Source organism: Cutibacterium sp. LaCa_89 (assembly GCF_058177555.1).
The window spans coordinates 2,660,415-2,680,796 of record NZ_CP190889.1; the positions used below are offsets into that span (position 1 = coordinate 2,660,415).

The 20,382-nt window shown below is 61.5% G+C and carries 14 protein-coding genes and 2 pseudogenes; all 16 read right to left on the reverse strand.

Annotation, left to right across the window (positions count from 1 at the left end):
• Position 1 precedes the first annotated feature (1 nt).
• The 16 genes and pseudogenes from tkt to uxaC all read right to left on the reverse strand — a co-directional run bounded on the left by tkt (position 2) and on the right by uxaC (position 20,358).
• Positions 2–2,059: a transketolase gene (gene tkt, locus ACP8LP_RS12230; protein WP_069102180.1), complete on the reverse strand. Its 2,058-nt coding sequence runs from the start codon at positions 2,057–2,059 to the stop codon at positions 2–4.
• Positions 2,060–2,226: 167 nt separating this feature from the next.
• Positions 2,227–3,909, reverse strand: coding sequence for a ribulokinase (locus tag ACP8LP_RS12235; RefSeq protein ID WP_016666554.1), 1,683 nt, complete (start codon positions 3,907–3,909; stop codon positions 2,227–2,229).
• Positions 3,910–4,003: 94 nt separating this feature from the next.
• Positions 4,004–5,368, reverse strand: a complete 1,365-nt coding sequence (locus ACP8LP_RS12240) for a sn-glycerol-1-phosphate dehydrogenase (protein WP_138237732.1) — start codon at positions 5,366–5,368, stop codon at positions 4,004–4,006.
• A 26-nt stretch (positions 5,369–5,394) separates the two neighbouring features.
• The gene (locus ACP8LP_RS12245) at positions 5,395–6,957 is read right to left on the reverse strand and encodes an FGGY-family carbohydrate kinase (protein WP_016666556.1); all 1,563 of its coding nucleotides are present in this window, start codon (positions 6,955–6,957) and stop codon (positions 5,395–5,397) included.
• A 64-nt stretch (positions 6,958–7,021) separates the two neighbouring features.
• The gene (locus tag ACP8LP_RS12250; protein ID WP_016666557.1) at positions 7,022–7,876 is read right to left on the reverse strand and encodes an HAD-IIA family hydrolase; all 855 of its coding nucleotides are present in this window, start codon (positions 7,874–7,876) and stop codon (positions 7,022–7,024) included.
• A gap of 23 nt (positions 7,877–7,899) precedes the next feature.
• Entirely contained in the window at positions 7,900–8,979 is a 1,080-nt protein-coding gene (locus ACP8LP_RS12255; RefSeq protein ID WP_016666558.1) for a DUF7973 family transport facilitator, read from the reverse strand.
• Positions 8,980–9,153: 174 nt separating this feature from the next.
• Positions 9,154–9,645, reverse strand: coding sequence for an RpiB/LacA/LacB family sugar-phosphate isomerase (locus ACP8LP_RS12260; protein WP_063279852.1), 492 nt, complete (start codon positions 9,643–9,645; stop codon positions 9,154–9,156).
• A gap of 247 nt (positions 9,646–9,892) precedes the next feature.
• Positions 9,893–10,561, reverse strand: a complete 669-nt coding sequence (locus ACP8LP_RS12265) for an L-ribulose-5-phosphate 4-epimerase (protein ID WP_221268531.1) — start codon at positions 10,559–10,561, stop codon at positions 9,893–9,895.
• A gap of 73 nt (positions 10,562–10,634) precedes the next feature.
• Complete coding sequence (locus tag ACP8LP_RS12270; protein WP_334353322.1) at positions 10,635–11,213, reverse strand: glycerol-3-phosphate responsive antiterminator; 579 nt, start codon at positions 11,211–11,213, stop codon at positions 10,635–10,637.
• A gap of 63 nt (positions 11,214–11,276) precedes the next feature.
• On the reverse strand, positions 11,277–11,927 hold the full coding sequence (locus tag ACP8LP_RS12275) for a class II aldolase/adducin family protein (protein ID WP_065672890.1): 651 nt from the start codon (positions 11,925–11,927) through the stop codon (positions 11,277–11,279).
• Between the two features lie 14 nt (positions 11,928–11,941).
• Positions 11,942–12,988, reverse strand: a complete 1,047-nt coding sequence (locus ACP8LP_RS12280; RefSeq protein ID WP_063279854.1) for an NAD(P)-dependent oxidoreductase — start codon at positions 12,986–12,988, stop codon at positions 11,942–11,944.
• A complete protein-coding gene (locus tag ACP8LP_RS12285) occupies positions 12,978–14,504 on the reverse strand; it encodes an FGGY family carbohydrate kinase (RefSeq protein WP_063279866.1) in 1,527 nt (508 codons plus the stop codon). The genes ACP8LP_RS12280 and ACP8LP_RS12285 overlap by 11 nt, the downstream gene beginning before the upstream one ends.
• Positions 14,505–14,736: 232 nt before the next feature.
• Positions 14,737–15,552 (reverse strand): DeoR/GlpR family DNA-binding transcription regulator, encoded by an 816-nt coding sequence (locus ACP8LP_RS12290; RefSeq protein WP_063279855.1) that lies wholly within the window; start codon positions 15,550–15,552, stop codon positions 14,737–14,739.
• Between the two features lie 712 nt (positions 15,553–16,264).
• A complete protein-coding gene (locus ACP8LP_RS12295; RefSeq protein WP_063279856.1) occupies positions 16,265–17,338 on the reverse strand; it encodes a mannonate dehydratase in 1,074 nt (357 codons plus the stop codon).
• A pseudogene (locus tag ACP8LP_RS12300) lies at positions 17,335–18,931 on the reverse strand (mannitol dehydrogenase family protein). The gene ACP8LP_RS12295 and the pseudogene ACP8LP_RS12300 overlap by 4 nt, the downstream one beginning before the upstream one ends.
• A gap of 15 nt (positions 18,932–18,946) precedes the next feature.
• Positions 18,947–20,358, reverse strand: a pseudogene (gene uxaC / locus ACP8LP_RS12305) (glucuronate isomerase).
• Positions 20,359–20,382: the final 24 nt, after the last annotated feature.

The window sequence follows — 20,382 nt, forward strand, 5'->3', positions numbered from 1 at the left end:
GTCACAGAACGGACTTGGCGACCTCTGCGACGTGGTCGGCGGTGAAGCCGAACTTCTCGAACAGCAGGGTTCCGGCAGCAGAGGCACCGAAGTGCTCCAAGGAGACCGAAGCACCCTTGCAGCCGACATACTTCGACCATCCCATGGCGATACCGGCCTCAACGCTGACACGAGCGGTCACCGAGCTGGGCAGAACCGACTCGCGGTACTCCTCATCCTGCTCGTCGAACCACTCCTGACACGGCATAGAGACGACCCGGGTCGGGACCCCGTCAGCCTCCAGCTTCTTCTGCGCCTCGAGGGCCACCGACAGCTCGGATCCGGTGCCGATGAGGATGAGCTTGGGCTCGGCGCCGGCCTCGGACACGACGTAGGCACCCTTGGCAACGCCCTCGGCAGAGGCGTACTCGCTACGGTCGATCGTCGGCAGGTCCTGACGCGACAACACCAGTCCGGCGGGACGGTCGCTGTGCTCCAGGATGGTGCGCCACGCCACCGCAGTCTCGTTGGCATCGGCCGGACGGACGATGTCGAGGCCCGGGATGGCACGGTAGGAAGCCAGGTGCTCGATCGGCTGATGGGTGGGGCCGTCCTCGCCAACGCCGATGGAGTCGTGGGTCCACACGAAGATCGACGGGACCTTCATGAGGGCCGCGAGACGGGCCGAGGGACGCATGTAGTCGGAGAAGACGAAGAAGGTTCCGCCGTAGCAACGGGTCAGGCCCGACAGGGTGATGCCGTTGAGAATGCCACCCATGGCGTGCTCGCGCACACCGAAATGGATGGTGCGACCGTAGGGGCCACCTGGATCCTTCTCGGAGCAGCGATCCTCGGGCAGGAAGGAGTCGGCCCCCTTCATGGTGGTGTTGTTGGAGCCGGCGAGGTCTGCCGATCCGCCCCACAGCTCGGGAAGCTGAGGGCCGAGAGCGCTCAGGACGGCTCCGGAGGCCTTGCGGGTGCTCATCTTGCCGGGCTCGAAGGTCGGGATCTCGAGATCGTCGGGCAGCTTGTGGGCAAGCATCCGCTCAAGGAGGTCGGCGCCGTCAGGGTTGGCGTCGTGCCAAGCGGCGAACTTCTTGTCCCATGCCTCGCGCAGACCCTTGCCGCGTTCGGCGAAGGCGGAACGCACCTTCTGGACCATCTCGACGTCAATGGCGAAGGGGGTGTCCTCGAAACCGAGCTTCTCCTTGAGGGCGCTGACGCCCTCGGTGCCGATCTTCGCACCATGCACCTGGGCCAGGCCGGCGAGCACTGGGATCGGCCAGCCGATGACGGTGGTCAGACGGATGAAGGACGGCTTGTCGGTGACGGCCTTCGCGTTGTCGATGGCCTCCATGAGGGCCTCGACGTTCTCCTCGTAGGTGGTGCCCCCGTTGGTGAAGTCGACGTGCTGGACGTGCCAGCCGTAAGCCTCGTAACGAGCCTCGACGTCCTCAGAGAAGGCGATGGTGGTGTCGCCCTCGATGGTGATCCGGTTGTCGTCGTAGAACAGGATGAGGTTGCCCAGTTCCTGGGTCCCAGCCAGGGACGACGCCTCGGAAGCGATGCCCTCCTGCATGCAGCCATCACCGGCAATGGCGTAGACGTAGTGGTCGAAGGGGCTGGTTCCGGGAGCGGCGTCCGGGTCGAGGAGGCCACGCTCACGGCGAGCTGCCATCGCCATGCCGACGGCGTTGGCAACGCCAGCACCGAGCGGGCCGGTGGTGGTCTCGACGAATTTCGTCAGGCCGTACTCAGGGTGGCCAGGGGTCAGGGATCCCCAGGTGCGCAGGGACTCCAGATCGGACAGCTCGAGGCCCAGACCGGCCAGGTAGAGCTGGGTGTACTGGGTCAGCGAGGAGTGTCCTGCGGACATGATGAAGCGGTCACGGCCGAGCCAGTTCGGGTCGGCCGGGTCGACGGCCATGACCTTGTGGTAGAGCAGGTAGCCCAGCGGGGCCAGGGAGATGGCGGTGCCGGGGTGCCCGTTACCGGTCTTCTCGACGGCGTCGGCCGCCAGCACTCGTGCGGTGTCGACAGCGAGCTTGTCGGTGTCGGTCCACGTCAGTTCGGTTGCCACGATGTTCCTCTCGTATTGGCTTGTTGGCCTGATCTGTGTGATGTGTTGTCGCTCGTCATGGCGATGGGTGGGGGTTCAGGTCCTCACTGGGAATCCTATTCGCAACCCCATCGTCATGCACTTGTGGAGGTGTTGATGTCACAGATGTGCAAGGATGCCGTCCTTCGTCACCCTCTCTTGACCTCCCGGGCCCGCAAACGTGCTTGGCGTCGGATCTCCTTGAGCCGGTGCATGACCTGGTTTCCGCCGCGGCCGAAGTAGTCGTGAAGACGAGCGTATTCGGCGTACAAGGCGTCATATTGAACGGCTCTCTCCTCGTTGATCTGGTAGACGCCATCCTCCTTCGCTCCCATGGCAGCAGAGGCTGCTTTGACATCTGGGTAGAGACCGGCGGCCACTGCCGCAAAGACCGCAGATCCGTGTGAACCCGGCTGCTGCGCGGTCCCCACGCTCAGAGGCACCCGACAAATGTCACAGAACAGCTGCATGAGGAAAGTGTTCTTGGTCAACCCACCAGCGACAACGAGCTCATCGATGTCAACACCCGAATCACGGAACGACTCGATGATGGTGCGGGCCCCAAAAGCTGTTGATTCCAACAGGGCTCGGTACTGATCCTCCGGGGTCGTCGTGAGGGTCTGGCCAAGGATCATTCCAGACAGATTGGCATCCGCCAGGACTGATCGGTTGCCGTTGTGCCAGTCCAGCGCGATGAGCCCATGGGCTCCAACCTCCTGACCCGCGCACTTCTCAGTCAACAAGTCGTGGATACCTATACCGCGACGCATGGCCTCGTCATGGTAGGAACCGGGGACACAATTGTTGACGAACCAGGCGAAGATGTCCCCGACGGCCGTCTGACCGGCTTCGAAGCCCCATGAGCCGTCGACTATGCCTCCGTCGACGACGCCGAACATCCCCGGGACTTCCTTCAATTGCGGCCCTGGGACGACGTAGCAGGCAGAGGTTCCCATGATGGCCGTCATCTGGCCATCCTCAACTGCCTGAACAGCTGCTGCCGTGACATGGGCATCGATATTTCCGGTCGCGACGGCGATTCCTGCCGGCAGGCCAAGACGCTCGGCAAATTCAGGTGTCAATCCACCGACCCGCGCCCCCAACGGCAACACAGGTGCATTCATCTTCTCGACGAAGACATCAGCAAATTCAGGGTTCAGGCTGGCCAGGTATTCCTGGGACGGGTACTGGCCATCTTGATACATACGTTTGTATCCCGAATCCCCTGCCGAAAAGGCGAGAACTCCGGTCAGCCTCCACGTCAACCAGTCCAATGCATTACAGAAGACATCGGTGGCGTGGTACACGTCCGGCGCCCATTCCAAGGTCTCAAGAACCTTGGGCATGAGCATCTCGGAGGAGAGAATCCCTCCGTAGCGAGCGAGCCACGGCTCCCGACGCACTTGTGCGAGCTTCACGATGCGATCCGCCTGGTCCTGCGCACCATGATGCTTCCACAGCTTCACCCAGGCGTGAGGCTCATCACGAAATTCAGACAGCTGACACATGGGTGTGCCATCCGCCTTCGCGGCCACGACCGTCGCCGAGGTGACATCCAATCCGATCCCGACAACCTGCGCGGGATCGATCTTGGCATCCTCGATGCCCCTGCGAACTATGACCTCAAGTGTCTCCATGTAGTCAGCAGGGTCCTGGAGCGCAAAATCAGGCGGCAATTCCTGTCCGCCCGCCGCACTCAACACCCGGTCCATGACGCCATGCGGGTACTCGTGGACAGCAGTGCCCATTTCGGTACCGTCGCTAACTCTGACGATGACAGCACGTCCCGACAGAGTGCCAAAATCCAGTCCCACCACGAACTTGTCGGCCATGACCCTCTCCTCGATGCTGTCGTGGGGTGGGGCCGGGGTGAGTAAGCCGGCCCGCGCCCCACGACGGTCTATGTGTCAGTTCTGACGGACCTTGTCAGTCCTGCGGCCAGGGGCGCTGACCCCAGAATCCGTCAGACTGGAACAGCGGCTCAACGAAGTCGCTGATGGTCCCCGTCTCCACCAGCAGGTCGAGCAGGGTGTACCGCGACCTGATCATCTGGCACCGGTAGTAGGTGTCGTGGAAACGTTCCCGGGTCAAGCCGATTTGGGCGGGATGGTAGATGCCGCCAACGGCCTGAATGATCTTCTCGACGCGGGCCGCAGGCATCACCTGAGCGCGGCAGCGCTCCTGGATGGTCAACCACTTCGACCTCACGACCTCCAAACGCTCGCGCAGGGCATCCGCGTCGAGGTACTTGTCCATCGTCTGCTTGACGGCTGGCTCCAGCATGTCTCCGGTGAAGTTGGCGCGAACCTTGGCCTCCATCTCCTCGGCAGTGGGCCACTTGGCGACGGCGGTGTCGACGTCAAGAGTCGTGAAGTCATGCTCCAATACCTTCTCCCACAGGGCCAGCACCGAGATGGTCCCCAGGCCCACCTTGAACCCGTGGGTCAACGGGGGTTCTTGATCCATACCGAGATGCTCCATCTCCCACACATGGGAGAACTGGTGGCCGGCACCCGACGCGGGACGAGACGAGATGCGGTACTTCTGCATCGCCAAACCGGACATCACAAGACCCTCGACGAGGCCGTTGAATGCCTCCGGCTTTCCATTCGCAAGGCCCTCCGGGTCACTGATCGCGCTAGCCAGCGGACCCTGGACGAGATCCCACACCTCTTGGTCAATCGGCTCGACACCCAGCTCGTCAGCGACGATCCAGTCGGCTCCGGCCGGGATCTTCTCGATGAGGTCACCCAGTCCGGTGGCGGTGCAGCGCTGGGGCGCACCAGCCATCATCGGCAGATCGGCAATGAGGGCCTGGGGGGCGCGACAACTCATGGTGTGTTTAAAACCGTTCTCGGTGATGGAGGCGCCGAAGGCGGCATATCCATCCATCGATGCGGCCGTGCAGACGTTCATGTAGCGCCGCCCCAGCTCGTCACTGGCTCGCTTGGTGAGGTCATTGAGGGTGCCCGAACCGATGGAACAGGCAATCACCCCGTCGAGGTCACGGATGTGGTCACGGATCTTCTCGATGTTCTCGTAGCAGGCGTAAACGGTGGGACGTCCCGGGAAGATCATCGGCTCGACGGTCTCAACCCCGTGGGTCTCGAAGGACGTCTTGGTCTGCTCACCGGCAACGGCCCAGGTGTTCTCGTCGGCAATGATGATCGCCTTCGCGCCACCGAACAGTTCCTTGAACACGCGCCCGGTCTCATCAAGCACGTCGTGACCCATGATCACGACGTCAGTGTCGTCGCAATCAGCCAATGCCTTGTCAATCAATTCGGACATTACTTCTCCTCTGGTCGGTGTGATCGTCAGTTCTTGTCGGCCTCGTGATCGACCATGTCATGAATCATGGGGCGCAGTTGCGGGTAGGTGTCGCAGTACTTGTCCACGTAGTACTGGTACTCCTCGTGACGCTCCTGGTCGGGCTCGATGACGTCAATCTCGTGAACCATCTGCTTGGCAGCCTCGGGCAGGTCCTTGAACAGGCCGGCACCGACGGCGGCGACCATGCAGGTACCGAGCACGACGGCGTCGCCAACCTCGGTCAGTGCGATCGGGACGCCTGCGACGTCAGCGTGCATCTGCATCCAGTTGCGACTCTTGGTGGCACCGCCGCAGGCGACCATGCGGTCGACCTCAAAACCGGCAGCCTTCATGGCGCGCAGGTTGTGGGCCGTGCCGTAGCAGACCGACTCCTGAATGGCGTGGTAGAAGTGCGCCGGAGTGTGCATGAGGGAAAGTCCCCAGATGATACCTCGGGCCTTCGAATCGGTGTACGGGGTGCGATTGCCCTGGAAGTACTCGTTGATGATGAGGCCGTCGGATCCGGGACGGATGTTCCGGGACTGTTCATTGAGGACGTCGTAGGGGTTGAGACCGATCTTCTCTGCGGCAGCGGTGTAATCGGCGGCGAAGTTGTCCTTGAACCACTTGAGCACCGAACCGGTCGAGACCTGGCTGCCCTCGACGGTGTACTGGCCGGGCATGACGCCGTCGGTGTACGCGCCGAAGAATCCCTGGCCGTGGATCTCAGTGTCAGACTGGCCGGTCAACACGTGCGAGGAGCCGGTGATGAGAGCCATCGAACCTGGGGACAGCACGCCCAGTCCAATCTGGCCGGCCCATGCATCAGCCAGACCCTGAGCGACCGGAATTCCCGGACGCAGGCCGAGCAGCTGAGCAGGAATCGTGCCGAGGGTGCCGACCGGGGTGCCGAGATCGAGGACCCGCTCGGGGATCTTGTCAAAAACGTCACCACAGCCGATGGTCTCGTAGAAGTCCTCCGGCCAGCCGCCCTTGTCGCGGTTGTAGTACATCCGGATAGCGGCGGAGTTGATGTTGGTCGTCCACTCGCCGGTGAGTTTGTAGGTCACCCAGTCCGGTGCGTCGACGAGGTGAGCGGTCCTGCGATAGGTCTCCGGCTCGTGCTCACGCAGCCAGGCCGCCTTGAAGGGATACCACTCGGCGGTTGCCGGGGAGGTTCCGGCGCCGTTGTAGAGGCGGGCGACCGAGTCAGATCCCTCCGCGCGAGCGGCCTGCTCCGTGGCGCGGACGTCCATCCACATGATGGCCGGACGCAGCTCGTTGCCACGCTCGTCCATAGCAACCATCGTCAGCGTCGTGGCGTCGTAGGAGATACCGGCGATGGCAGCCGGGGAGATCCCGGCAGCCGCGATGGCACGATGACAGGACGCCTGAAGGGCCTTCCACCACTCCTCGGGATCCTGTTCGGCCCAGCCTGGACGGGGGTGGGTGGTCTTGTACGGGGTCGCTGCGAAAGTCAGCGGACGTCCTTCAAGGTCGAAAATTGCCACTCGGCACGACTCGGTGCCGTAGTCAATGCCCAAGAGGTAAGGGCCGTTGTTCAACATCGTTGTCTCCTGTGAGTGTGTCTTGAGGGGCTGTGGCCGCGATGCTCGCAGCCCCGTCGTCGTGTCAGTCGTTGTCTTCGGTCCAGCCGAGTTCCTGCCATGCCGAGGCAGGGATCAGCCGGTCAATGCGATCCAGGGTCCAGGTTGGACGGTGCTCGGCATCCAGTGCTGCGACGTCATCCGCGGTGGCCTCACCGGTCAGCACGCAGGCTGATTTCATGCCGGTGTCGAGGGCCATCTGAATGTCGGTCTGCAGTCGGTCACCGACCATGACGCAATCCGACGGATCGACGTCGAGCCCGGACAGCGCCTCGGTGAGCATGACCGGGGATGGTTTCCCCAGGCTGACCTTGCACTGCTGTCCGGTACACGCCTCGATGGCTGCTGTGATGGCAGCGCAATCGGGCTCGCCGCGGCCGCCCGGGAAGGGGCAGAACCGGTCCGGATTGGTCTGGACGAGGAAGGCGCGCTTGTGGAACCAGATGGCGTCGAAGGCGATCTGCAGCTTGCGGTAATCGAAGGTGCGATCGTACGAGGCGATGACGATGTCGATCTTCTCGGGATCCTCGCACAGTTCGACACCGGCCTCCTGCAAGCTCCGCTTGAGGGGCTCCTCCGCGATGGCGAAGACCCTGGCGTCCGGGTGGTTGTTGACCAGCCAGCGCGTCGTCGTCACGACTGTGTTGGAGATGTCCTCGATAGCGGTCGGCAGGCCCAGCTTCTCGAGCTTCTCGACGTACTGACTCGGATCCTTCGTCGGGTTGTTCGATAGGAACCTCACGGGAATCTCGCGACGACGCAGCTCCTCAATCATGCGGCGGGCACCAGGCAGGAGGTGGTCGCCAAGGTAGATGGTGCCGTCCATGTCGAAGACATAGGCATTGGCGAATGTGGTTGGTGCGTCGATGACGTCATTCATACTTGCTACTTCCTTGGGTCAGATCAGGCGAACAGGGCAGCCAGTGTGACGACCACGGTGTTGCTCAGCCAGATGGCAGCAGCAGGCGGGTCGATGTGGCTGGTGCCGCGGTCGTACCAAAGCCGTGCGCAGAACTCGCCGAGACCGGCGGCGAAGATGCCGAAGATCGCGGCGATGAGCAGGGCGACCGCCGCCATTCCCCAGGTGTGGGAATCCCACGTCGAGGTGGCCGTCCAGGTATAGGTGCCAATGCTCTTGCCCATCAGCAGCGGGAAGAACTGCACTGCGGCCAGGCCGGCGATGTTCGTCACGTGATGCTGGACCGGCATGTTCCGGTTGGTGATGAGGAACAGGATGATGACGGCCGAGATTCCGAAGCAGAAGCTGTTGGCGTTGAGGGCGGCCAGGTTGTTGTCGAAGCCCATCTTGGTGAGGCGGGCGCCGACGTTGGCGGCCAGGAAGAGCGAGGCTCCACCGGCGAAGATGCCGAAGAGGGAACCGATCGTCAGCAGCTGGCTGGGCTTCTCCTGCCACTCCAGCCACCGTCCGTTGGGACCCGGCTTGATCTTGGCCGGGAAGGTGGTGGCGTCTTCGTGGAAGAGCTCCGGGTTGTGCAGGGAGCCGTGGAACAGACCCTTTCCGGGGAGACCGCCGAAGGCGAGGCGGGCGAGCAGACCGGAGATCAGCACCGTCAGGGCAACGGAGTCGGTGTGCTTGCCGAACCACGGGATGTTGGAGATGCCAATCTGGCACAGGTATCCAAAAACGCCGAAGAGGGCACCGATCAGGAGGATGTCAGGGCGGCCGATGCCGGCCAGCGGGGTATTGACGTCCTTGCCGTCATCGAGACGGCCACGGTAGCGGGCGTAAATGGCTCCCGCGACGCCGCCGGCGAAAGCGATGTGCGGTCCCATGAAGGGACCGAAGGCCAGGTAGTCCAGGCCGAAGGTGTTTCCGGTTGCGGCAAAGACTCCCCAGGAGGCCAGCACGCAGAAGCCGGTGAGGACGAAGGCGTAGTTGCCGCCAATGGCAGCTCCGACAGCGCCGCCGGCGATGGCGGCGAGGAGCCCGAAGATGAAGACTCCAACAGAGGTGGTGAACATCGGTGTTCCTTCATGAGGGCGGGATCTACCCGCGATCGGATGTCCGTGGGCAACGACGGTGCTGCACACGGTCTTTCTGGGCGTCCTGGAGGTCGTCCCCCCAGGGGGTGGGGTGGCTCAGATGTGAGGTGTGAAGTGGGTGGCGCGGTCATCGGCTCCCGCGCCACACCGGTGTCAGCAGCAGCTGCCCGGGGCAGCCTCCCCGGCGATGTCGCCTGATTCGTAGGCGTTGATGAGATCGACGTTGGTCTTGGAGTGAGAGCTCGGGTCGAAGGTGTACCCGATGAACTCGCGGGCCAGACGACGAGCGAGCTCGAGCCCGATAACGCGCTGTCCCAGGCACAGGACCTGGGCGTCGTTGGACATGATGAGGCGCTCCACGGAGAAGGAGTCGTGGGCGGTGCAGGCTCGGATGCCCGGCACCTTGTTGGCGGTAATGGCCATGCCCATTCCGGTGCCGCAGAGGAAAATGCCTCGATCGGCCTTGCCATCCTTGATGACGTGGGCTCCCTTGACGCCGATGTGCGGGTACAGGGTGTCAGCACCCTCCTGGACGCCGACGTCGATCACCTCGTCGACTCGCCCATCAGCCTCGAGATCGGCCTTGATGGCGTCCTTGTACTGCACTGCCGCCGGATCTGCGGCGACGACGATTCTCAGTCCCATGATCCCTCCATGCTTTGTTGCCGTGCGTTGGGGAGTCTCACTCGCAAATGCGAGAAGCAACGACTCATAGTGTTGATATTAACACTGTTGATGTGAAAAGTAAGGGATTCGGGTGTGGATTTCGCCACAGTTGAATCCTTCCCCCTCTGCGCACTGGCGCAGGCTCCAGCCACGCGATGCCAAATTGCCCCCTGCTGTCAGGTCTGACCGGACGTGATAGCAGGGGGCATTCCGGGAACGCGTCCCGTCAGAGCGTCACACCTGACGATGCAGCCGCGGTTCCATACCGATTGGTGTATCGGTCATGGTTTGCATCGATCTCGGACTGCGGTAACGGCGAGATCTCCCCGATCAGCTTCGCGTAGGTCACGGTCCGGGCGACGTCCTCCACCATGACAGCAGCCTTGACGGCCCTCGCGATCGACGTGCCAACGGTGAAGACACCGTGCTTCTTCAGCAGGACCGCAGGGCACTGATCAACGAACCTCATGATCTGCTCACCGATCTGCTCGGTACCGATCTGGGCATAGTCGCCGCACGGTACCGGCCCGCCGAACTCGTCGGCAATGGCCGTCAAGCAGCACGGGATGTCCTGACCGGTCGCAGCCCACGCCGTTGCGAAGGTCGAGTGAGTGTGAATGATGCTGCGAATGTCATGACGCCGGCGGTACACGTACAGGTGGGACGCCGTGTCGGACGATGGTCCGTGCACCCCCTCGACGACCTTGCCGTCAAGATCGACGACGACCATGTCGTCCGGCGTCATCCTTTCATAAGCCATGCCAGACGGCTTGATGACGACCAACCCAGTCTGCGGATCGCGGGCTGACAAATTCCCCGATGTCCATGTCACAAGGCCATGGCGTGGGAGCTCGAGGTTCCCATCACAGACCTCGGCCTTGAGATGCTCCAACATAACTGCTCTCCTTCTCCGGACACGTTTTGCATACTGTGTCAGCGGATGACGACAGGTGATCCGACACGCTGTTTTAGCGAGTGCCTTGACTCAGCGACGTTCTCTGCCACAGCGGAGGGTATGACGTCGTCACCCCGTCGAACCCGGCGCGAAACAGATCCTCGACGAGCTGCGACGTCCGGACAAAACCACCCGCAAGCAATGTGCGATCAGGACCGGTGGCCCGTATGTGCTCGATGACGGACCTTGCCATCGGCCCCGGCAGGATCTCCACGGCATCGACGTGAATGTTTCCCAACGTGCGCGCCGCAGTTCGCAGCGCTATTGAGTCGAGCAGGAACACCCTGAATACTGTCTGTAGGTGATGGCGTCGAGCTGTCTCGATGACCTTGGCATTGGTGCTGATGATCGTCTCAACTCCGCAATGATCCTTCAGGAACGACAGCCCCGCCGCGTTTGGATGTAAGCCCGATGTCATGTCAGCGTGAACAATCGCGTGCTTCCCGGCCCCCAGCACCTGTTTCGCACGTTCTGGAAGCTCGTCAAGAGCCACACCAGTCAGCAAAACATTCGGTGAGGGAGCCGCCAGGGCAGCCTGCAACGTCTGGCTCGTGGCAGATGGTATGACCATGCCGCGTACGAGGTCCGGCATCCGCTTTCTCCTTATGTTCCGGACGTTTCAGGGGCTGAGGCGACGCAACGCCGTCCCTGGTATTCAGTCTTCGTCGGCAGCCTTCGGCTTGTAACCGGCAATCCCCTGTGTGGCATCAGTAATTTGCTCCTCATCAAGTACTTTGATGGGACGGCCAGTGGACATTGCACGGAGGTGCACCTCACAAATGTACTCGAGGTACGGGAGCAGGGAGAGAGCCCTGTCAACCGTCGGCCCCGTCGTGATCGCACCGTGATTGGCCATCAGAGCTGCGCATCGTCCCTCAAGCGCCTTCGTGACGTTACGTGCCAGCTCATCGGTTCCGAACTCGGCGTACGGTGCAACTCGAACGGCGCCGCCAAACATTCCGGAGTAGTAGTGAGACCACGGAATCTCGTCGACGACAAGGCCCAGAGCTGTTGATGCCGGGGCATGGTTGTGCGTGATCGCCCCTGTGCCGCTGGCTCGATAGACACTCAGGTGCAGCGGCAGCTCCGAGGAAGGCTTGTACTTCGCCTCGATGGCCTTGCCATCCATGTCATGGACCCCGATGTCGGTCGCAGTCAGTTCCTCGTAAGGCACTGCGGACGGCGAGATGACGACCATGTCGTCGACGCGGATCGACACATTTCCTGCAGTTCCCACGACCAGTCCCTGGGCTTGCATGGTGCGGCATGTGTCGACGACAGCCTGTCGTTCTTGTTCCAAGAGCATGTTGTTCTCCTAACTCAATCGATGACATCGGGGTTGGCAAGGTATGTGGGAGTGTGTCCCTGCACCAGTGCAGCGACATCGTCAGCTGCAATACGCGCCGCAAGTTCTGCAGCCTGCCTGGATGCCCCGGCGACGTGTGGGGTGAGGACCACGCGCGGAGTGTGCAGCAGTCTGGAATCCGGCGGCAACGGCTCGCGGGGTAGACAGTCAAAGGCGGCAGCGTAGAGATGGCCACTCTCGATGGCATCACACACTGCGTCGTAGTCGACGAGTGAACCGCGAGCGCAATTGACGAGGACGGAACCCGCAGGCATTTCCGCGAGCTGCTCAGCCCCAATCATGTGACGGTTGTTCTCGTTGGCTCGGGCATGAAGCGTCAGGATGCGACTCACCTTCAGCACCTCGTCGAAGTCATCACAGACCGTGACGCCATCTGGCATCGAGTCGGGATCGGCCCAGGGGTCGAACACCCGCACCGTGGCTCCCATGGCCGCCATGATCATCGCTACCCGGGAACCGACTGCACCACAGCCGACAACTCCTACGTCATTGTGGCTGATCTCCATACCCACCCGGTCGTATCGGTATGCGTCGCCCTCCCAGGTGCCTGAGGTCAAGGTGATGTGGTGAGCAGGGATTTGTCGTACCGTCGCCATGATCATGGCGACGGTGTGTTCGGCTGTTGCCGTCGCATTGCGTCCCGGTGCGTAAGTCACCTGGACCCCGTGTCGAGTGGCCGACTCGATGTCGACGTTGACCGGACCGCCCCGGGTAATGGTCACCTGTTTGAGATCGGGACAGGCGTCAAACACCTCGTCCGTGAATGGATAGGTGTGGCTGACACACACATCGATCCCTTGGAGCGCATGAATGAGTTCACCCACGTCACCGGCTGCCTCGTGCACTTCGTCGATGTCGCCCATGGGTGTGATGGGCCACTGTGATGACAGCTCAGTGATCTCGGCATCGGGGACAGCCTTGCGCAAGGCGCCACCAAGCACCTCGACCGTCTCGAACTGATCACCTGCCACAAGGACTTTCACTGGAGAATCAACGCTCATTGTCAGCCTCCTTGATCTGTCGAAGGGCTCTCATCCGGGGCCACATCGGTCTGATGGCACTACGGGATTCGGAATACACATTCGCGACGGCCTGGTAAATCTCACCGCGCTCCGGATGCGGGTCGAAGGTCTCGAAGGAACATGCCATGGCTGCAGAGGCGTCCCCGATCGTGTCGTAACGGCCGGCCGCGACCAGGGCAAGAACAGCTGCTCCGCGAGCTCCGGCCTCCGGCGCGCTCTGTCGCACCACACACCTGCCCGTAATGTCAGCGAGAATCTCGCAGACCAGGTCGGACCTGAACCCACCGCCAGACACGACGAGATCGCCACTCATCGCCAAGTGTGAGACGCAGTCAGCCAGGGACAACGCAACGCCCTCATAGACGCTGCGCAACACGTCCTCGGGGGTCGTGGTGAGCGACATCCCCATCCACGATGCGCTGGCGTTGGTGTCGACGAAGGGCGCGCGCTCGCCCCCAGGGGAGGCATAGGGCAGGTACACGACGCCATTCGCCCCAGGGGTGGACCGGCGAGCGCGGGCCTCGATGCTCTGCCAGCTCTCATCGGCCAACCTCAGGGTCCGTCGGATCCAGTCAAGGTTTGGCGTGCCCGTCATGGGTGCCATGAATTCCAGCACCTGGGTGCCACGACCGGTCGCCACCAGCATGGACTCCTTGGACCTACGGTCCTCGATGGACGGCAGTAGGGTCCCGACGAATCCAGTGGTTCCCAGAATCAGCCAGCCCTCCCCGTCGTGGGCCGCACCCAGACCGACGCCAGTGACAGCAATGTCAAGCATGCCCACTCCGACCGGAGTACCGACCGGAAGCCCCACCTCATGGGATGCCTCTTCCGTGAGATAACCCCCGATGTCCTCGGAACGGCGGATTTCCGGAAGAAGGTCAAGTAATTCCGACTGCCCCAAATCCTCCGCCAATCCGCGCGAGAATCCCTGAGCAGTCGTCGCATCCAGATATGACCGGGAAGCTTCGGTGTAATCCGTGAGACGATTTCCTGTGAGCTTGAATCGTATCCAGTCCTTGCAGTTGAGATGAGTCGCTGCGCGGCGGACACGTGACCCATCCGTCTCCAACAGCTCCTCCATGAGAACGGGGAAGAGCCCGCCGAAGACCTTCGTCCCTGTCACGTCAAACACCCGGGACGCTCGACCATCGTCATTCCACTGCTCGACACGTTCGCTGGCCCGACCATCCAGCCACATTGCTGCAGGCCGGACAGGAGCCCCATCCTCGTCTATCAGCCACGCTCCGTCACCCTGCCCGGTGAGACCGACCGCCACGACGTCGTCCTCTGGACCCAAGGCATCCGCGACACTGTGGATACAGGCTGCGACAGCCTCCCAGATCTGATTCATGTCCTGCTCAGCCTCGCCATGATCGCCGTACTTGACTGGGACCGATTCATGACGGGTCGAGACGACGTCGCCTGAGAGACTGAATGCGACCGCCTTGACCGCGGTCGTTCCCCCATCGACACCAATGACGATTTCAGCCATGATCACTTCCTCGTGATTGTGTTTGCTGGTCCTCATCGCCGAAATAGATCCGATCGACATCTGTGACCATGTGGTTTCCGGCTCAGCGTCCACACAGACGCACTCCACCGATTACCCTTCGCAAACCCAAAACCAAGGCGATAGGGCCATCCGCCATCAGCGGGTGTCAATTCATCGTGTCACCGCACACGTTCCGGGTCAAGGGGATGGGAGAAAATTACTCCGCCAATGATCACGACTTCTTCGTAGGGCCTTCTGCCACCATGAGGTGAACCCCGAGGTCGCGCAGCTGGTCAAGAATCCCGTGTGGGGTGTGGGCATCGACGACGACGTGATCAAATTCCGTCAGATCGGCAAATTTGAACAGCGCGCGTCGTCCGAACTTGGTGTGGTCGAGCAGCAGGACCCGCTTCTCGGCTGACTCGAGCATGGCCCGCTTGACCTCAACGACCTCCTGATACGGGTGATAACACCCGGCCTCGAAGATCCCCGAGGCGGACAGAAAGCACAGATCCGCGTGCATGGAACGGATCATCCGAACCGCCGCGGGGCCCATCAACGACTTCGCCCAGGACTGGTACTCGCCACCTGAGACGACGAGTTTGTCCGAACCATTGGCAATGACCTCGTCGGCCACCAAGAGTGAATTGGTGACAACCGTCAGTGGTGAGTGGTCTCCGAGGGACCGCAGCAGCCACACTCCCGACGTCGAGTCGTCGAGCATGATCGAGCATCCTGGGCCAATGAGATCTCCGGCAAGGTCGGCTACCGCCTGCTTGTCCGTCGAACTCTGCTCCAGCCGAAATGTGGCGTCCGCCTCGTGCAAACCGTTGGCAACCGCAACCACCCGGCCGCGATGGCGCTGCAGCACTCCACTGGCCTCGAGGGTCGCAAGGTCGCGATAAACCGTCATGGCAGATACACCGGTGGCCTCGACGAGGTCCTCGACGGTGACCGACCCCGCTCGAACGACCGCCTCGGCGATCGCAAGCTGACGTGCCCGCGGCCCGGTCTGGCCCTTGAGAGTCGTGGTCCCACTGCCGGCCATCACCCATCGCCTCCCAACATGTCCAGCTCGCAAGAATCCTATCTGCGAGATGATCGCATGCTGTTCTCAAGCGCAGAAATTGGCGGTTAACCACGATCGCGTCAGGCTGCAACTCACGGACGATCCGAATGGGCTCGTCAGCACCCCACTGCTACGGCCCCGTCCCCGGGGAGGAGAAGTCGAACCAGAGGACGTCGAGCGGTCCATAACCGGAACACAGTTCTCTCACCTGACCATGCAAAAATTGCCGAAAGGACTCCAGATCTGGCACATAATCAGGGGCGACACCCCGCATCGGGTGCTGACGGTCGTCATGGTGCGGGAAGTCCGGTCATGACCAGTCGCTGAGGGAAGGGTACAAGCCTACCCAGATCCCACGGTTCCGAACGGCTACGAGAAACTCAGCAACGAAGTCTCAACCTAATACCTTGGCCGTCGGGTAGCGAAGATACAGACTCGAACAACGCATATCCATCATGATGTGTGGCAGTGAGAATAGCGTATTGATAATCCCTGGCGATCATCCTCTCGACCGACCTCACCCATTCATCACGCACCGAAAAAGTATATTCTTCCCAGCGAATAGACATTCCGAAACGATCACGACTCCACCACACAGAACGACCGAGCCTGGCTTCATCAACAGCCTGCATGCCACGAGTGCGACACAACCGCCGAGGACTGGTCCGGTCATCTCCAGTGATCGGCTGAATCAGCTGGCGGACGCCTTTTCGATGGCCTCCCACAAGCCATTAAGGTAGGTGATTCCGAGAGCGCGGTCGTACAGCGGGTATCCCGGTCGGCCCATCTCTCCCCAGATCATCCGACCGTGGTCCGGACGAATGTAGACGTCCGGGCAGTGATCGTGAATGGCCTTCATGATGGCGTACATGTCCAGCGATCCATCACTGGAGATATGTGCCGCTTCCTTGAATTTCTTGTGTCCTAGGAACTTCACGTTGCGGACATGAGCCGCAGCAATTCGTCCCATGTCTCCGTACTTCGTGAAAATGGCAGGAACATCAGTGTCGGGATTTGACCCCAGTGACCCTGCGCACACACACAGCGAGTTCGCCGGGGAATCAACGAGATCGACGACCTTCTGTAAATCTGAATCGCTGTGAACGACGCGTGGAATTCCGAAGATGTCCCAGGCGGGATCATCGGGGTGGACAGCCATCCGGATACCGACCTTTTCACAGGTCGGAGCAATTCCCTCCAAGAAGTAGCGATAGTTGTCGCGCAGCTGGTCCGGAGCCATGTCGGCGTACTGGGCCATCACCTCGTCGAGGTCGGCCAGTCGCTCAGGCTCCCAACCGGGCAGCGGAAAGGCCGACGAATCCAGGGTGACCTTGACAATGTCCTGAGGAGTCAGACCCTCGAGCTCCTCGTGGTCGTAGTACAGGCAGGTCGACCCATCCTCATTGCGGTGGAAGAGCTCGGTGCGCAGCCAGTCGAACACCAGCATGAAGTTGTAGACGACCACTTTGATCCCATGAGCTGCGAGATTCTCCAGGGTCTTGCAGTAATTGGCGATGTAGGTGTCACGAGACGGCTTGCCGAGCTTGATGTCCTCATGGACGTTCACCGACTCGATGACCTCGCACTCCAGGCCGGCCTCATTGACCTTCTGGACGTAGGAGGAAATCTCCTCCCCTGACCACACCTCTCCGACCGGAATCCAGTCCATTGCTCCCATGATTCCGCTGGTTCCGGGAATCTGACGGATATTTTGCAGGGTGATGGGATCGGTTTCCGGACCGTACCACCGAAATGTCATCTTCATGATTGTGCGAACTCCTTGTCCAGAACCGCCCTGACGGCACCCGGCTCGGCCGTCAGACGAATGAAGAATTGTTCAACGAGCTCCGCCAGTGGCGTCGTCGTCAGGTCCACACCGAAGATGTCGGCGCGACGCAGGATGGGGGGTGATGGCCTTGGGATCCTCGTCACCCAGATGAACCCCTGCCACAACGGGTTTAAGATCATCGAGCAGAGGATCGGGGGAAAGCTCGACCGGCTTGCCGTCATCGGCGATTCCCATGAGGTATCGACACCAGGCGGCAAGGATGAAGGGGATCGCCCGTAGCGACGCGACGTCCAAGGAATCATCGGCAAGATAGGACTTGATGGTCTCGCCGAAACGGATCGGAATCTTCTGTGAGGAATCAGTCGCAATTCGACTTGGTGTATCGCCCAGGAATGCGTTCGGGAAGCGTTCCTCTTCAACCTCCCGGAGGAATTCCCTGGGATCGACAATCCCGGGGACACTGACGACCGGTATCCCCTCCTGCCATCCCAGACGGTGCACCAGGCCAGCGAGACCGGGATCCTTGATGGCCTCGTCGATAGTGGGCTTGCGCAGCAGCACGCCGGTGACGGCCAGAGCAGTGTGCAGCGGATTGAGGCGGGTCGTCACCTTCATCCGCTCGAATCGGTCGCACGTGTCACGGTCGGTGAAGTGGACTCCAGCCTTCTCCAGCTCCGGGCGCCCATTCGGGAGGCAATCCTCGATGACGAGGTATTCGGCCGGCTCGGTGTTGACGAATCCCGCCACCCCGGCGTCGGGGTCAATCGACATGTCCTCGAACCCCATCGAGGCGAGTTGGTCGGCAATCTTCTGCGAGGGGGCAGGAGTGATCTTGTCGATGACCGAGATCGGGAAGGCGACCTTCTCCGAGATCCATTCGACGACCTCGTGGTCGATAGTTCCCCTCTTCTCCCACTCCTCGGCGATCGTCAGCACTGAGGTGCGGAGCTTGTCTCCGTTGTGGGAGAAATTGTCACAGGAGACCAGTGCAACCGGAGTGGCATCGGCGTGCGAGCGCTGCACCAGAAGGGCGGCGACAAGGGCCATCGTCGTCGACATCGCATCGGTCATGGGGTCGCGGCCCAAATCCTCGACGACGGCGTCCTGGAAGGAACCGTCGTACCCGGTGAGCTGGTAGCCCTTCTCCGTGATCGTCAGGGTGATCAGCTGCAGGGAGTCAGCACATGCGATCCCGGTGATGCGACGGAAATCGTCAGTACGTCGGTAGGCCAGTCCTTCGCTGATGGAGGCGATGGCTCCGAAGTCAGTGTGGCCATCAGCATGGGAAGTGACTCCCAGGGTCAGCAGGTCATGGTCGCCAAGGCCACGATCGAGGCGCTGCGGACTCCGCTGCGCAACGACAGCGACGCCGCACTGTTCCGCTCCCGAATTCATGACGTCTTGAGCCAGCCGAGCGATGTGGACGCGGAACAGGTTTCCGGGACCAATATGCATCCAGCGCGGATGATCATGGGTCTGACTACGCATTCGTTCGACATCGAAAGTGGGAACGCTGATGCCGGCATCCGTCAGTACGGAACCACGCAGAGAATCGAGATCGAGTCTCATGGCATCTCCTCCGGATCAGAGCCCGAAGACGTGGGCGGGCTGCTCCACGACGAGTCGGTGAGCAATCTCGACCGCCTCGTCCAGGTCAAGCCTGCCTGAAACCACCAGTTCGGCGAGATGGGCGGCATCCAGACGCCGACTCATGTCGTGGCGTGCAGGAATCGAGCAGAAGGCGCGAGTGTCGTCGATCATGCCGCTCACCCTGCTGAACCCAGCCATCTCCGTGATGGCGTGCTTGAACCTCCTCACCGACTCGGGGGCGTCGATGAACCACCAGGGCACTCCTATGTAGAGGCTGCGGTACCAACCGGCCAGCGGAGCGATTTCCCGCGAATAAAGGGTCTCGTCGATCGTGAAGATGACCAGCTTGAGGTCGGTGTTCCCAAATTTGTCGAGCAACGAGTGCAGGGAGTCGACGGCTTCCAAGGCAATCGGGACATCAGAGCCGATGTCGGCCCCGAAGCGGCGGAAGGCGGACGTGTCGTGGTTGCGGTGCACCGCCGGATGGACGGTCATCGTCAGGCCGTCCTCACTGGCCATCCTTGCCTGATCAGTGAAGAGATGCCGACGCAGCAAGGTCATCTCCTCAACAGTGGCCTGCCCCGCAACCGAGTCGGCAAAAATCGTCGCTGCACGATCGTGGCCAAGAATGACGGTGCCGAGATCACGGTGGCTGTGGTCACTGGAGACCGCTCCGTGATCCTTGAAGTAGGCACGACGAGTCTCCATGGCGGCGGTGAACCCGTCGAGGGTCGTCGCGTCGTAGCCGCTCACCTCGGACAGCTTCGCGAGGAGGTCCGTCCAGCCCTCGGCCGCCGGTTCCAGGTACTTGTCAGGGCGGAAGGTGGGAGCAACACGACGGGTGAAGGTCTCATCCGCAGCCAACCGCGCGTGGCCGTCAAGGTCATCGCATGGGTCGTCGGTGGTTGCGATGAAGACAATGTCGAAGGAGTCCATCAGGGCTCGGGGGCGGAAGTCGGGCTGAGCGATGTGCTCAGCGATGGCGTCATAGATGTGATCAGCGGTCTCGACGCTGGGGCGCTCGGTGACGCCAAAAATACCGACGAGCTGGTCAACCAGCCAGTAACGCATTGCAGTACCTGCAAAGTCGCGCCAGTGTTCGCAGAGGATTCGGAAGGCATTCCGGTTGTCCTCCTCACTCATCGACTCTCGACCGACACCAAGGTCCTCGAGATCGACACCATTGGCGTGCAGCAGGCGATTCACGTAATGGTCGGGGTGATGAGCAGGCTCGTCGGGTCGGAGAAGGCCAGGTCATCAGCGATCCATGACACCGGAACGTGTCCATGGGGAGAAATGATGGGCAGATCCTTCGTGGATCGGTAGATTTCGCGCGCAGCGGCCAGGGCGGAGGACTCGCGGGGCAGCAGGCGATCCTCGGAAAGGGTGAGAGTCGACGTTGACATGACATTCACTGTGCCCCGTGACGA